Raw genomic sequence first — 15,499 nt, 5'->3', positions numbered from 1 at the left:
AGGTTGGGCTAAACAAGCTGTTTAATAAAATACTCAAGCCAAAGAATTTTAACAATAGCTGCAAATAATATAAGCGGCGCATTTTTATGGTCATAACAAACATAACGGCTAAACTGGCAAGGATCACCATAGTAAGCAGATCTCGAGCCCAAAAAATAATTGATGCAAGCAATAATACTATCATTAAGCCAGAAAAAACCTGTGCTGTGCGTTGATGGCTATTTGCTAACTTAAATATTAACCAGCCCCAAAGGGTTGCTCCGCCATAGCCAAAAAAGCTAATAATAAAATTAATCCCCCCTCGACTAGTACAAAGACCTGATCCATTAGGAAATAATTGAATGCGAATAATCTCGCCACCCGTTAGTAACGCGGCAATACCATGACTTATTTCATGGAAGTAAGTTTCCAGCCAGTTCAACGGAATAGAAACTATCGGAATTTGCCTAATAATGATGGCAGCCACCAGTAAAAAATATAATTGGTACTTTTGCCAAAAACTGGCTGACTTACCTTGTGATGAGCCTTGTGAAGAGCCTGATGAAGTATTTTGCGAGTTACTGCTCATATTTTACTGCCATAGTGGGTTGTCATCATTACCAGTGTTATTTACCCGGAAGCTTTTTCCAAGAAACGGTATCTCGAACGTAGACTGGCTGCGCTTCTTCTGCTGATACGCCCTGCCCTTGTTCTAATTTCACTTTACCTATCGCTAACATTGCTTCAGCAGTCGGGAATAATATCTCTGGACTAGCTTCATTAGTTCTCAATGCCAATAATTGCTCACCTAAGTTTTCACTTAACTTTTCAGAGTACGCATCCCAACCTGTGCCAACAGCATAGAAAGGTGTAGTAACTACCGATGAAAGGTGCTCAGCTAACTTCTCAGGAGGCGTTACCGCCTCTGCTTGCTGTGCTTGCATAACATCATGTTCATCCAAGGTATAATAACCATTGTAAACTTCTGCCATACGCGCATCGATTGCGGCAATAACGTGCTTTTGTCCGTGTTTCATATAAGCTATTTGCGCCATAGCTTGTAGACTAGAAACACCAACAACAGATAAGTTAGCAGAAAACGCTAACCCTTGAGCAACACCAACACCAATACGTACGCCAGTAAAACTGCCTGGACCTTGACCAAATATAAGGCCATCAAGCTCTGCTAGCTTAACATTTGCCTCTTTAAGCACTGCATCTATCATCGGCAGTAAATGTAAACTGTGCGATTGTGGGCAAAGTTCGTAACGAGAAAAGACTTTACCGTTTACTTCCAGCGCTACTGAACATGCTTCCGTTGAAGCATCAAGAGCCAAATAATTCACTATATATACCTTTTAATTACCTTTAACGACCTTCTAATTTAAGGTCTGTTGATCATTCATTCTTATAATTTATCCGAATTAAATGTTTCTTTGCTCGCGGCGCGAGGACTGATGCATAGTTTCTCTATGTGAAGTGCTTCGCAACAAAGAGCAAAAGGCATTTAAACGGATATAAATAGTTTAAATAATGTCGACTAAATCAATTACAAAAGTAACCGTTTGTCCTGCTAATGGATGATTGAAATCAATAGTCACAGAGCTACCATTAACTTCTTTAATCATGCCTGGTAACTCACCACCGGGTTGAGAAAAAGTAATGATATTACCTATTTTCGCTGGTGCGTCAGCAGTAAATTTATCAATATCCATATAATGGATATTATCTGGGTTGCTCTCACCAAAAGCGTCTTTTGCTACCAGAGTAAACTCTCTTGAGTCACCTTTTTCCATGCCAATAAGTTCTGCTTCAAAGGCTGGTGAAATACTGTTATCACCCATAATAATTTTAGCGGGTTTATTATTAACTTTGGTACTATCAGCAGCAGAGCCATCACTTAGCTTCATGGTAATATGGACAAGAATGCTTGAGTCGCTTTGAATTTTTGCTTGCGTTGTATCTGTCATGATTAACTCTTTACCTTATTTGTTTTATTCTTCTGTTCTTCGTTATCACTTTCATTCTTGCTTTCTATATTAGCCTTCAGATTAGCGTCTTTGTTAGCTTCTTGATTATCTTCTTTATTAGTGAAGGACTCAAAAATCATTAAAGCTGCACCAATAAAGATAACTGAGTCAGCAATATTAAAAGCGGCAAAGTGATAACCAGCCCAATGAAAGTCGAGAAAATCGATTACATAACCAAATAAGACTCTATCGATCAAGTTACCTACCGCGCCACTTAAAATTAAAGCAAAAGAAATACTTAATAATCGTTGCTGTTTTGGTGTTTTTGCCATCCAAATGAGAAAGACAATACTGGCAATAGCAGCAACGGCGGTGAAAAACCAGCGCTGCCAACCGCCTTGGTCCGCTAAAAAGCTAAATGCCGCGCCTGGATTATGGACATAAGTTAGGTTGAAAAAAGGTAAAACAGACAAGGTTTCTCGATAATCAAACGTGCCGGCAACCCACTGCTTACTAACTTGGTCAATAATCAAGCACAACAAGGTTAGCCATAACCAACGTAACCCGGTGTCATTAAATAATTTTTTCAATGGAGTTAATCTCATATTGCACAATTAAGTGTATTTTTTATGTATATAAATCATGTATCAGAACTAAATAAGCTACTACCGTCTTCCTATTAATAAATAATAAGAAGCAGGTAATAGCCCGATAATTTCAGTTAAGCTTTACTCGATAAGTTTAAATCAATCAGATTGATAAACTTAAGCGAACTGTCTTGTTTCACCGGCACCATCAATATTAGTGATACAACGACCACAGATTGTCGGGTGCTTTTCACTTTCGTCGATATCGGTAGTGACATGCCAACAACGCTCACACTTAATACCTTCTGCAGGTGATACTGATAACCATAAGCCTTCAATCTCAGTTTCAAGGGCGTTTTCTGGTGCCGCTGTTACTGTTTCGATTGTCGCTTTTGAGGTGATTAACACAAAACGTAATTCGTCACCCAATTTAGTTAACTTAGCCGCTAAATCAGCCGTCGCAAACAAGGTAACCTGTGCTTCTAGTGCTTTACCAACAGACTTATCTTTTCTTGCTTGCTCTAACGCGCGGTTAACTTCACCACGAACAGTCAGTAATTCAGTCCAGTATTCGTTACCTAACTCATCTACTGAGTCAGTATTTTCTTCTTGCTTACTTTCCTGTTTAGTTAGGCCATCAAACCAAACACCGGTAAAGACAAACTCATCACGCTCGCCGCTTGCTGGTAATGGTAACGCTTGCCAGATTTCTTGTGCAGTAAATGACAAGATTGGTGCCATCCAAGCAGTCATTGCTTCAGCAATTAAGTACATCGCTGTTTGACATGAACGACGGGCATTCGAATCACTTTTAGCGGTATATTGTCTGTCTTTGATAATATCTAAGTAGAAGCCACCAAGCTCGTTAGTACAGAAGTTCATTAATTTATGCACCACTACATGAAATTCATATTCATCATAGGCGTTAATAATTTCTTCTTGTAGGCGTGCTGCTTTATCGATAACCCAGCGATCAAGCGCAACCATATCTTCAACCGCTACCATGTGATTAGCTGGCTCAAAACCGGTTAAGTTAGATAATAAGAAACGTGATGTATTACGAATACGACGATAAGCGTCGGCTTGACGCTTAAATATTTCATCACCCGCAGTTATTTCTTGCGTGTAATTTACTGATGCTGACCATAAGCGTAAAATATCAGCGCCTAAGTTGTTAGTAATTTCTTTTGGCGTAATAACATTGCCTAATGATTTAGACATTTTGTGACCTTTAGCGTCAACCACAAAACCGTGAGTTAGCACTTGCTTATATGGCGCTTTACCATTCATAGCAACTGATGAAATCATTGATGACATAAACCAACCACGATGTTGATCAGAGCCTTCAAGATATAAGTCAGCAATACCGTCAAATTCTTCACGCGCCTTGATAACTGATTCATGAGTAGTACCTGAATCAAACCATACATCTAAAGTATCAGGTACTTTAATGTATTCTTTCGCATCATCACCAATAAGTTCGCTTGCCTCTAAGTCAAACCATGCTTGAATGCCTAATTTTTCAACACGTTGGGCAACTTCTTCAATAAGCTCAATACTACGCGGATGTAAGGCACCGGTATCTTGATGAATGAATAATGCCATAGGCACGCCCCACGTACGTTGGCGTGAAATACACCAATCAGGACGACCTTCAACCATAGATTCGATACGACGTTGACCCCAATCAGGGATCCACTGTGTTTTTTCGATTTCGTTTAATGAATCTTGACGTAAACCTTTTTTGTCCATGCTGATAAACCACTGCGGCGTAGCACGGAAAATCAATGGTGTTTTATGGCGCCAGCAATGTGGGTAAGAATGCTCTAACGCGTGATGATGAACTAATGCACCATTTTCTTTTAATATCTCAACCACACTCGCATTGGCTTTAAAGACATGTTGGCCGGCAAGTAATGGGGTATCTTCAAGGTATACGCCATTAGCGCCAACTGGGTTAGCCACTTCTAAGTCGTATAACTTACCAACAACGAAATCTTCTACACCATGACCAGGAGCCGTATGTACACAACCGGTACCTGAATCAGTCGTTACATGTTCACCTAAAATAACCGGCACAGTAAAGTCATAAAATGGATGCTGACATTGTACTAATTCTAAATCTTGACCTTTACAGAAACCTAATGCGTGATACTTATCTAAACCAAAGCGGTCCATACATGAACTAACAAGGTCAGAAGCAATGATTAATCGTTGCTGCTTTCCTTCTACATCACATTGCACTAAGGTGTATTCTACTTCGGCATGAACTGATATCGCACGGTTAGCCGGTAGTGTCCACGGCGTAGTTGTCCAAATAACTATGCCAATCTCACCTGTCCCTTTGTGGCCTTCTGGGTGAGAGAACTTATCAGCAACTGCTTCATCAGCGATAACAAATTTGACATCAATAGCAGGTGATTGTTTATCTTTATATTCAACTTCAGCTTCTGCCAAAGATGAACCACAATCAGTACACCAATGCACAGGTTTAAAGCCTTGATGCAAATGACCATTTTCAGCAATTTTACCTAACGAACGGATAATATTGGCTTCAGTACCAAAGTCCATGGTTAAGTATGGTTTGTCCCAGTCAGCAAAAATGCCTAAACGTTTGAAATCTTCTCGTTGACCATTGACTTGCTTAGCGGCATATTCGCGACATTTTTCACGAAAAACACTAGCGGTAACTTTATGACCTGGCTTACCTATTTTTTTCTCAACCATTAATTCAATCGGTAAACCATGGCAATCCCAGCCTGGTACAAATGGAGAGTTGAAATCGGATAAGGTTTTTGATTTAACAATAATATCTTTTAAGATTTTATTAACCGCATGGCCTAAATGAATATTACCATTGGCATAAGGAGGGCCATCATGCAGAACAAATGACTTTTTACCTTTCTTGGCTTCACGAATTTTGCCATAAAGATCTTTAGCCGCCCACTCTTTGAGCATATTAGGTTCACGATTAGCCATGTTTCCTTTCATAGCGAAAGAAGTGGCTGGTAAGTTCAAGGTCTGTTTGTAATCACTCATTTAAATCATTATCCGTTTAGGTAGGCTGATAAATTTAACGAATAGCTATAAATATCAACCCGATTTATAACTGTTTATTGAATATATTGTTTTTACTTTTCAAGAATAGAGCGCAAGCAAAGCTCAGGAAACGCCTTACGCTAATGCTTGTTTTGCTTGTTCACTGTCTTGACGAATTTGCGCGGTTAACGCTTCAAGGCTGTCGAATTTTATCACTGGGCGCAGTTTTTTCTTCACTATCACTTCAATGCATTGTCCGTACAAGCTTTCATCAAAATCAAAAATATGTACTTCGAGTTGTTGCCTAACACCATTAATAGTCGGTCTAGCACCGATATTAGCAACACCTTTAAATAAACCACTCGATGTTTGCACCATTACCGCGAAAACACCATTGAGCGGTGAAACACGTCTTTTAAGTAAAACATTAGCGGTGGGAAATCCTAATTGACGGCCACGTTTATCACCATGGAAAACTCGACCAATAATTGAATATTCTCTGCCTAGCATCTGCTTTACTGTCGCTAGGTCGTCTTGCTCTAATGCTTGACGAATAGCGGTTGAACTAATTCTGCAATCCGCCATTTTGTAACTGGCAGTATCTGATACATCAAAACCGAATTTTTTTCCTGCTTGACATAGCATGGAAAAATTACCAGTACGATTTTTACCAAAATGAAAATCATCACCAACAATAAGATGCTTTATGCCCAATTTGTTAACTAAAAGGTTTTCAATAAAGTGCTCAGCACTTTGAGCAGCAAACTTAGCGGTAAAGTTCACACAAATGAGTCGCTGCACGCCCAACTTCGCTAATAGGTTATATTTATCACGAAGACGACATAAACGCGCAGGCGCATTTTCGGGAGAGAACAGTTCTTGTGGCAAAGGCTCAAATACTAATACTGCCGCGACACAATTTAATGCTTTGGCTTTATTGACCAATGCTTTAATGACTTGCTGATGGCCTAAGTGCACACCATCAAAATTACCAATAGTTAATACACAACCATGATCTTGTAATCGAATATTATGTATACCGCGAACTAACTGCATTAGCTATTATTCTGCCTCTTACTATCACGCTAAATGACCTAACTAAACCATTAGCTAAGCCACAACGAACCTCACTTCTGAGATTCATATAAAATAAATCGGAAAATTATATACCAGCGAGCGTTAATAATCAGTAGCTCAAGCATTTTTTTTAGCTTATTTTTCGCCTTTAGCTATCGTAAAGTCATTTAATCGTATACCTAATAAAACAATCATCACCAGATAACTAGCAACACCCGATATAATACAAAGACTTAGTTGCTTTACCTGTGTAAAGAAGCTCATAGTCAACCAAACATCAAAGTCAGCTGATAATTGATAAACCACCAACGCCATAACACCAGCACTAAGCACTAATTTACCAATAAATAACATTGTTTTGGCTGATAACTGATAGACACCCGCCGCTTTTAGACCGCGATATAACAACCAAGCATTAAGTGTTGCTGAGAGTGATGTCGCCAAGGCGAGTCCAACATAACCTAAAAATGGTGCCAACATTAAGTTAAAAACCATATTAGCAACCATGGCTTTGATACCTATTTTCACTGGTGTTTTAGTATCTTGTCGGGCGTAATACCCAGGCGCTAATATTTTGATAAACATAAAACTTAACAAGCCTGATAAATAAGCGAATAATGCCATTGAGACCTGAATAACAGTGTCTTGAGTAAACTCACCGCGCATAAATAACACCATAATAATGGGCTGTGCTAATACCATCAAACCCGCTAAAGCTGGCCAACCAAATAGGCTGATGACACGTATACCCCAGTCAAGGGTGGCGCTAAATTCTGCGGGATTATTTTTACTATGCAGCCTTGCCAAGCTAGGTAACACTACAGTGGCAATGCCAATACCAAAAAGTCCGAGTGGAAACTCTAACAACCGGTCGGCATAATAAAGCCAACTAATAGAGCCGGTAATCAAGAAACTGGCAATTAAAGTATCAAGTAATAAGTTGATTTGTGTAACGGAAACACCAAACAAGGCCGGTATAATCAATTTTCTTATTTTAGTAACACCCTCACTATGCCAAGCCCATTTTGGTTTAACCAACATGCCTGCTCTGTACAAAAATGGTATCTGAAAAAGAAACTGGATTAAGCCGCCTAAAAATACCCCCCAAGCTAATGCATGGGCAGGGCTCTCTGTATAAGGTGCACCATAAATAGCCATACCGATAATGGCAACATTAAGCAAAACAGGCGTAAAAGCGGCGACAGCAAAGCGACCCATGGTATTGAGCACTGCACCTGAAAGCGCAGCAAAGCTAATGAACCATAGATAAGGAAAAGTAATACTCAGTAGATTACTTGCTAGGGTAAATTTTTCTCCGCCTGGCGCATCATTAAACCAATCGACAAACCAGCCAAAACCAAACAACATAACAAATAAGGGCGACGCCAACATACCGAACAAGGTCACCCCGGTGATAATGACACCTAAGGTACCGGAAGCTTGCGCAATTAATAAACGTGTTTGTTCTTGGGTCTTTTTACCATCATGCTGATCTCCTTCTTGTTCATCCTTGACCCGATATTCGCTTAATACTGGCACGAAAGCTTGGGCAAATGCCCCTTCAGCGAAGAGTCTTCGGAAAAAATTAGGGATTTTGTTAGCAAATAAAAATACATCTGCCATCGCCCCCGCGCCCATCACATTAGCAATGACTACATCGCGTATTAAACCTAATACCCGAGAGACCAATGTCATAACACTAACAATCACCCCTGATTTAATTAATTTTTTGCTCAAAAAAACGTCCTCCAATCAAAATTTTTTTGATTGATAAATAGTGCTACACCCATACAAAATCGATACAGAAATACGGTGGAAATATGGCGAAAATAAATAATGTGTATTATGTGATGATTTTAGCTATTTAAACAATGTATACTTACCGCTGTTCACAACATGATCTGTTCTATCGGCGAAGATTCTCGTCGTAAACAGCAACCATATTCTTTTTAATTGCTTTTTATCGTTAATTTTATCGTTAAGACTCAATTAAACAATTAAAACATTTGACAAAGAGCTAAAAAAAAGGCATATTTCGTCGCCTTAAATTTAAGCTTATAATCACTCTTTTAGGAGATCACCTTGGCTAACTCAAAGCAAGCTAAGAAGCGCGCAGTACAATCTGAAAAGCGCCGTCAACATAATGCAAGTCGTCGCTCAATGATGCGTACTTTACTTAAAAAAGTACTAGCAGCAATTGAAGCTGGTGACAAAGACGTAGCAACAAAAGAATTCGCTGCTGCTACACCAATTTTAGATCGTTACGCAAGTAAAGGTCTTATTCATAAAAATAAAGCAGCTCGTTCTAAGAGCCGTTTAAATGCAGCAATCAAAGCACTTTAATTATTGCTTTAGCTGTATTATTTTATGAAGTGAAAATATAGTGCACTATGTTTTCCATTTAAAAGCCGACTTTTGTCGGTTTTTTTATGTCTGAAATTTGCTTTACACTTTTCTTCTTAGGATTCCTTTAAGCTTCCTGCTGGCTGCCTTTTAGTCAACATTGCTCAGCTTTAAAGCAAAGCGTTACTTTTACAGCTAAGCGAGTGTTTAATTACTCTTTTCTATTGCACTCAGCTCCATTTTTTTCTAGTCTCTAGGCAACTTATTTATAGAGACCTGCTATGAAAGCACTAAAACTAACAAAAATTGCCGCGGTAGTATTACTGGCTAGCGCCACATTAACTGCTTGTAATAATACTGATGAAGATAATGCCACTAAAGACAGTGCTATTGAGCAAAATACTACAAGCCTTAGTAGTGAACAGCTAAAGCCTGCCAATCAACCTGAGCTTCTTGCGGGTTTTGAAAGTCGTTTAAATATATACAAAGAAGTCACCCTAAGTGCCGATTTAAGCCATTTATCTACCAACCAAAAGCAAATGTTAGCTTTATTGATTGATGCCTCTAAAATAATGGATGACTTGTTTTGGCTGCAAGCTTTCTCACAAGATAAACAAAGCTTCTTAGCGAGTATTAGTGATGAAAACGTCAGACGCTTTGCTGAAGTAAACTATGGTCCTTGGGATCGTCTCGATGGCGATAAAATATTTTTAAGCCAAGCGACAACAAAAGCACACGGCGCTGAATTTTATCCTAGCGATATGACTAAGGCTGAACTTGAGCAGAGTGATTTTAGCGACAAAAAGGGCCTTTATTCGGTTGTTCGACGTGATAACGAAGGTAAGCTGATGACTGTAGCTTACTCTGAAATTTATCATGACAAAATGACCCGTGCAGCGGCTATTCTTGATGAAGCAGCAAAGTTTGCCGATGATAAAGAATTTGCTAATTATCTCACCATGCGTGCTCAGGCATTACGCACAGATGACTATCAAGCCTCAGATTACGCTTGGATGGACATGAAAAACAACCCAATTGATGTGGTTATTGGCCCTATTGAAAGCTATGAAGACCAACTTTACGGTTACCGCGCTGCTTTTGAATCGTATGTTTTGATTAAAGACATGGCCTGGAGTGAAAAACTGGCTAAATACGCTCAGTTTTTACCTGAATTACAAAAGGGTTTACCGGTAGCCAAGAAGTATAAAGCCGAAGTTCCAGGCTCAGATGCTGACTTAAATGCTTATGATGTCATTTATTATGCCGGTCACTCAAATGCGGGTAGTAAAACAATTGCTATCAACTTACCGAATGATGAAGAAGTACAGCTGAAAAAAGGTACCAGACGCTTACAGTTAAAAAATGCCATGCGTGCCAAATTTGATGCCATCATGTTACCTATCGCTGATACGCTTATCGTGCCTGAGCAGCGTAAAAACGTCACCTTCACCGGTTTCTTTGCTAATACCATGTTTCATGAAGTTGCTCACGGTTTAGGTATTAAGAACACCCTTAATGGTCAAGGTCCGGTTCGCCAAGCATTAAAAGAACATGCTTCAGCATTAGAAGAAGGTAAAGCCGACATTCTTGGTTTATACATGATTCGTCAATTACTTAATAAAGGCGCAATCACTGAAGGTACCTTAGAAGATTATTACACTACCTTTTTGGCTGGAATTTTCCGTTCAATTCGCTTTGGTGCCAGCTCAGCTCACGGCAAGGCCAACATGGTACGTTTTAATTACTTCCAAGAAAACGGTGCCTTTAGCCGCAATGAGCAAGGTTTATATAGCATTAATGTAGATAAGATGACTGCGGCAATTAACTCTTTATCTGAACTAATATTAACCTTACAAGGTAATGGTGACTACCAAGGTGTTGATAAATTAGTGAAAGAAAGCGGTGTGATTGGTGAAACCCTTGCCGCAGACTTAGCGCGTTTAGAAGCCGCGAATATCCCGGTAGATATTGTTTTTAAACAAGGTAAACAAGTATTAGGGCTGTAGCACTCTAGTTATTTACTCTATTTATTACCTTAAAGACACAAGCAAATAAATAGAAAAAAAGCGCTTATCGAGTTAATCGATAAGCGCTTTTTTATTACTCTAACAATGTAGAGTAAAGCAGACTTGATAGCTTAGAAAGAGAAGTCATCCGCATCAAGTGCCATCATAGATTCACCGCCATTTTCAACACAAGCGGCATGACCTTTGGCTCGTGGTAATATACGTTGAAAGTAGAAACGCGCTGTTTTAATTTTTGCTTGATAAAAGGCTTCTTCATCACTGCCTTCGGCAAGTTTATCTTGAGCAACTTTTGCCATTTTCGCCCAGAAATAAGCCAGAGTTAAATAGCCTGAATACATCAAGTAATCAACCGAGGCTGCACCTATTTCATCTGGATTTTGCATAGCCTTTTCGCCGACTTTTTCTGTCATTTTTTGCCAATCGCCGCCAAAGCTCATAATCGGTTGAATAAACTCTTGCATGGCATCGTCTTCTGCATTCTCTAAACAGAATTTGGTTACTTCACTACCAAAAGCTTTAAGGATTTTTCCTTTAGAACCTAATATCTTTCTAGCCAATAAATCTAAGGCTTGAATACCGGTAGTGCCTTCATATAAACAACTAATTTTAGTATCGCGCATTAATTGTTCCATGCCCCACTCTTTGATAAAGCCGTGGCCACCAAAAACTTGCACGCCATGACTAGTACACTCTAAACCTAGTTCGGTAAGGAAAGCTTTAGCAATAGGTGTTAATAAAGCCAGTTTAGTTTCTGCCGCTGCTTTTTCTTCTTCACAGGTACTAGCGTGACCGATATCTACTAACTGTGCTAAATAGGCAATCAGTGCTCGACCACCTTCCGCAATAGACTTCTGGGTTAATAACATGCGGCGAACATCGGGGTGAACAATTATTGCATCTGCTGGACCCTTAGGATTCTTCACACCCGATAAAGAACGCATCTGTAACCTGTCTTTTGCATAAGCTAATGCCCCTTGAAATGATGCCTCAGCCGCAGCGACACCTTCAGTAGCTACACCTAAGCGAGCAACGTTCATAAAGGTAAACATGCAATTTAAGCCACGGTTAACTTCGCCAATTAAGTAACCTTTAGCGCCATCAAAGTTAATGACACACGTTGCGTTCGCGTTGATGCCCATCTTATGTTCAATAGAGCCACAAGAAACTGCATTGCGGTCACTAAGAGCACCCTCGTCTGTCACATTAAACTTAGGCACAATAAATAACGAAATGCCTTTACTACCTTCTGGAGAGCCAGGGATCCTTGCAATTACAATATGAACAATATTGTCGGATAAATCATGTTCACCTGCAGAAATAAATATTTTTGAGCCTGTTAAAGAATAGCTACCATCTTCATTTAACTCTGCTTTGGTGCGTAACATGCCTAAATCGGTACCACAATGTGATTCAGTTAAACACATTGTGCCGGTCCAAGACCCTTCAACGAGTTTAGGTATGAATTGATTTTTTAGCTGTTCACTACCATGAGCTTCAATGGTCGCTAATGCGCCATGACTTAAACCTGGATACATGGCAAAACTATGATTAGCACTAGAGAAAAGCTCGGTAATAGCGGTATTTAATGAATGCGGTAAACCTTGGCCACCAAAATCTACATTTTGCGCTAAGGTTGGCCAACCACCTTCAACATATTGTTGATAAGCCTCTTTAAAACCATCAGGTGTGGTCACCTCACCATCTGTCCAAGTACAGCCTTGTTCATCACCAATTTGATTTATAGGCGCGACAACTTGCTCAGTGAATTTTGCCGCTTCGCTAATAATGGCATCAACCATATCTAAACTAGCATCTTCATAACCTAATTTTTGATAATGGTTATCGCAATCCAATAACTCTTGCATAACAAACTTAATGTCTCTGATCGGTGCTTTGTACTCTGGCATGATTTTCTCCAATGGTTAACTTTTTGGTTTAAAAAAAACGGGTCTGAGGTTATATTTTCAAACAAGCGTTTGATTAAATCATGTTATGAACACTTTTTAAATAGCCTAAATAAAAAAAAGCTTAGTGACGTTAATCACTAAGCTTTTTTAAATGTAACTCATTCTGCACAAATCACAGCACGATAAAGTTTAATCTTCTTGATTATTACTTTCAGGCTGTACGTTATAAGCATTATTTTGAGATTCTAAGTAAGCGAATACTGTGGTGAACGCTTGTTCTTGATATTGCTTTAAGCCCGTATCACGAAAATCAATATCAATTTGGCTTCTCGATAATTCTTTCTTAATAAAACTACCGGCTAAAATTTCAACATTCAAATCGCTAATCAGCTGAATAGCGGCTTCAATTTTAAAACCAATAGGGCCGCCAGAAAACTTACCTTTTAAAGCGCGACCTTTAATTTGTACATGAGTAACTTGGTAATCTTCCATCAGCTTGGCAAAAGTAAATTGAAATTTTTGCACTTGCTCTGCATCGCCGGCATTATCTAGGCTAATTTTTTGTACACGTGTATGAGGAATATCATACAAGTTATTTTCTTTAGACATGATACAAATTATTGCATCATTGCTCTTAATTTCTACACCACAAGCTATCATGGAAAAACCTCATTAAACGAATTGCCAATATTATACACTCAAACCATACAAAGAAGTAATTGGAACTTGGTTAAGCTTACAGGTATCATTTATTATAAATGCGTTAAATGAGTAAATTTGATGAAAAAAGTATGTGTGATCACCGGTGGTAGCTCTGGTATTGGCTTAAGTATTGTAAAACTCTTCGTCGAAAATAATTACCAGGTGTTTAATTTAGATTTATCTCCTTCAACAGCAGGTAACTTTCGCCAATGTGATGTAACTAACACTCAACAAGTTAGCGAAATAATTACTGAGATTGCTAAGCAGCATACTATTGATGTTTTGGTCTCTAATGCCGGTATTCATTTTTCCGCCAATATTGAAAATACCAGTGAAGCTGATTTAGATAAGGTCTTTAACATTAATGTTAAGGGTGCCTATGCCGCGATCAAAGCGGTGCTACCATCGATGAAAGCGAATAAAAATGGCGCAATATTGTTGATGGCTTCCGATCAGGCATTAATTGCCAAACAGAATTCTTTTGCTTATAACCTGAGTAAAAGCGCCCTCGCCTCTATCGCTAAAACTACCGCGCTTGATTACGCTAGCTATAATATTCGTGCCAATGCAGTGTGCCCTGGCACCATTGAAACACCGCTATACCACCAAGCAATTGATAACTATTGTCAAAAATCAGGTGCGGATAAAGCGGCAATACACCTTGAAGAAGAGAAATTACAACCATTGCAGCGTTTAGGGCAACCTGAAGAAGTAGCGGAGTTGGTGCTATTTTTAGCTTCAGATAAAGCCAAATTTATCACTGGTAGCTTGCAAGTGATTGATGGCGGCTATACCGCGCAATAACAATAATAAAAATGAGATCCCGTAATAGACAAGACTTGCATATATAAAGGCCTCTACAATAACGTTATGACAATTAACATCATTGATCCGCATTTGCATTTATTTGCTCGTTCACGTGGCGATTACCATTGGCTTAAATCAGAAAACCCACCCTTTTGGCCAGATAAGTCGCTTATCCAGCAAGACTTTTCAATTGATGATTTGACCAAGTGTTTAGCTCTGACGGGTAACATCAAGCTTAGTGGTTTTGTTCATATTGAAGCGGGCTTCGATAATACTAAACCTTGGCGTGAGCTTGAATACCTTGGTAGTTTAGCCTTTGCTAACCTAACCATTGCAGGCTTGCCTCATCCAAAGAGTCGAACTATTGCTAGCATCGATTTGTTGGCACAGCCTGAGCATTTTCAAAGAACATTACACAAGTTACAGCAGTATCAGAGTTTAATAGGTGTTCGTCATATTCTTGATGAACACGCTTATAGTATTTTAAGCAATCAAAACGTCCAGCAAAACTTTGCCAGCCTTAATCAAGTAACTGACTTTATATTTGAGCTGCAACTACCTCTGGCAGATGAAGATTCCAACAAAGTTATGCCGTTATTAATACAAACCATCATCCATAATGACCAACTGCGCTTTATCATTAACCATGCAGGCTTCCCACCTAAAAGCGCCTCAACTAATGTTAATACTGATAATGATGAATGGCACTTATGGCAAAATAATATAAGCGAACTAGCTAAGTACCCCAATGTATTTATTAAGTGTTCTGGCTGGGAAATGGCAGACCGACAATATCAAATGTCTTGGTTTTCAGCGGTAACAAGTTTTTGTATTAGCGAATTTTCAATTGAACGAGTAATGCTAGCCAGTAACTTTCCGCTGTGCTTACTAGGTAAAAAAGTAGGTAGAGGGTTAGGTAATAAGTTGGTTAATGAGGTAGGTAATAAAAGTTATGCTGATTATTGGCAGGATATACTCGGCTCTAATCTTATTAAGCAGTGTAGTGAAAATGAAAAAAGCGCATTGCTATTTAACAATGCGCTTGAAATTTATAAAATCTA

At 39.0% G+C, this 15,499-nt stretch carries 13 protein-coding genes; 4 read left to right on the top strand and 9 right to left on the bottom strand.

What is annotated here, in order from left to right:
• The 7 genes from HRT50_RS11345 to murJ all read right to left on the bottom strand — a co-directional run.
• On the bottom strand, positions 1-568 hold a 568-nt coding region (locus HRT50_RS11345), incomplete at its 3' end, for a M50 family metallopeptidase (protein WP_291614477.1).
• 37 nt (positions 569-605) lie between these two features.
• Complete coding sequence (gene tsaB, locus HRT50_RS11340) at positions 606-1,325, bottom strand: tRNA (adenosine(37)-N6)-threonylcarbamoyltransferase complex dimerization subunit type 1 TsaB (RefSeq protein WP_291614474.1); 720 nt, start codon at positions 1,323-1,325, stop codon at positions 606-608.
• Positions 1,326-1,505: 180 nt separating this feature from the next.
• Positions 1,506-1,949, bottom strand: coding sequence for an FKBP-type peptidyl-prolyl cis-trans isomerase (fkpB, locus tag HRT50_RS11335; protein ID WP_291614472.1), 444 nt, complete (start codon positions 1,947-1,949; stop codon positions 1,506-1,508).
• Between the two features lie 2 nt (positions 1,950-1,951).
• Positions 1,952-2,539: a signal peptidase II gene (gene lspA / locus HRT50_RS11330; protein WP_291614470.1), complete on the bottom strand. Its 588-nt coding sequence runs from the start codon at positions 2,537-2,539 to the stop codon at positions 1,952-1,954.
• Positions 2,540-2,713: 174 nt separating this feature from the next.
• A complete protein-coding gene (ileS, locus tag HRT50_RS11325) occupies positions 2,714-5,575 on the bottom strand; it encodes an isoleucine--tRNA ligase (RefSeq protein WP_291614468.1) in 2,862 nt (953 codons plus the stop codon).
• A 135-nt stretch (positions 5,576-5,710) separates the two neighbouring features.
• Positions 5,711-6,631 carry a bifunctional riboflavin kinase/FAD synthetase gene (ribF, locus tag HRT50_RS11320; protein ID WP_291614466.1) on the bottom strand — a complete coding sequence of 307 codons (921 nt, stop codon included), beginning with the start codon at positions 6,629-6,631 and terminating at the stop codon, positions 5,711-5,713.
• A 156-nt stretch (positions 6,632-6,787) separates the two neighbouring features.
• Entirely contained in the window at positions 6,788-8,389 is a 1,602-nt protein-coding gene (murJ, locus tag HRT50_RS11315; RefSeq protein ID WP_291614464.1) for a murein biosynthesis integral membrane protein MurJ, read from the bottom strand.
• 345 nt (positions 8,390-8,734) lie between these two features.
• Between murJ and rpsT the strand changes: the two genes are divergently transcribed.
• Both rpsT and HRT50_RS11305 read left to right on the top strand, forming a co-directional pair.
• A complete protein-coding gene (rpsT, locus tag HRT50_RS11310) occupies positions 8,735-8,995 on the top strand; it encodes a 30S ribosomal protein S20 (protein ID WP_291614462.1) in 261 nt (86 codons plus the stop codon).
• A 281-nt stretch (positions 8,996-9,276) separates the two neighbouring features.
• Entirely contained in the window at positions 9,277-11,001 is a 1,725-nt protein-coding gene (locus HRT50_RS11305) for a Zn-dependent hydrolase (protein WP_291614460.1), read from the top strand.
• A 131-nt stretch (positions 11,002-11,132) separates the two neighbouring features.
• On the opposite strand, the gene HRT50_RS11300 is transcribed toward HRT50_RS11305, so the two are convergent.
• Positions 11,133-12,929 (bottom strand): acyl-CoA dehydrogenase C-terminal domain-containing protein, encoded by a 1,797-nt coding sequence (locus HRT50_RS11300; RefSeq protein WP_291614458.1) that lies wholly within the window; start codon positions 12,927-12,929, stop codon positions 11,133-11,135.
• A gap of 189 nt (positions 12,930-13,118) precedes the next feature.
• Positions 13,119-13,589: a DUF3010 family protein gene (locus HRT50_RS11295; RefSeq protein WP_291614456.1), complete on the bottom strand. Its 471-nt coding sequence runs from the start codon at positions 13,587-13,589 to the stop codon at positions 13,119-13,121.
• A gap of 120 nt (positions 13,590-13,709) precedes the next feature.
• On the opposite strand from HRT50_RS11295, the gene HRT50_RS11290 reads away from it, so the two are divergent.
• Positions 13,710-14,435: an SDR family oxidoreductase gene (locus HRT50_RS11290; protein WP_291614454.1), complete on the top strand. Its 726-nt coding sequence runs from the start codon at positions 13,710-13,712 to the stop codon at positions 14,433-14,435.
• 66 nt (positions 14,436-14,501) lie between these two features.
• A partial coding sequence (locus HRT50_RS11285; RefSeq protein WP_291614452.1) for an amidohydrolase occupies positions 14,502-15,499 on the top strand: 998 nt, incomplete at its 3' end.

The organism is Colwellia sp., assembly GCF_013215345.1.
Taxonomy (GTDB): Bacteria; Pseudomonadota; Gammaproteobacteria; order Enterobacterales; family Alteromonadaceae; genus Colwellia.
The sequence above is the reverse complement of the archived record's forward strand: the minus strand, read 5'-3'. Positions and strand labels throughout refer to the sequence as shown.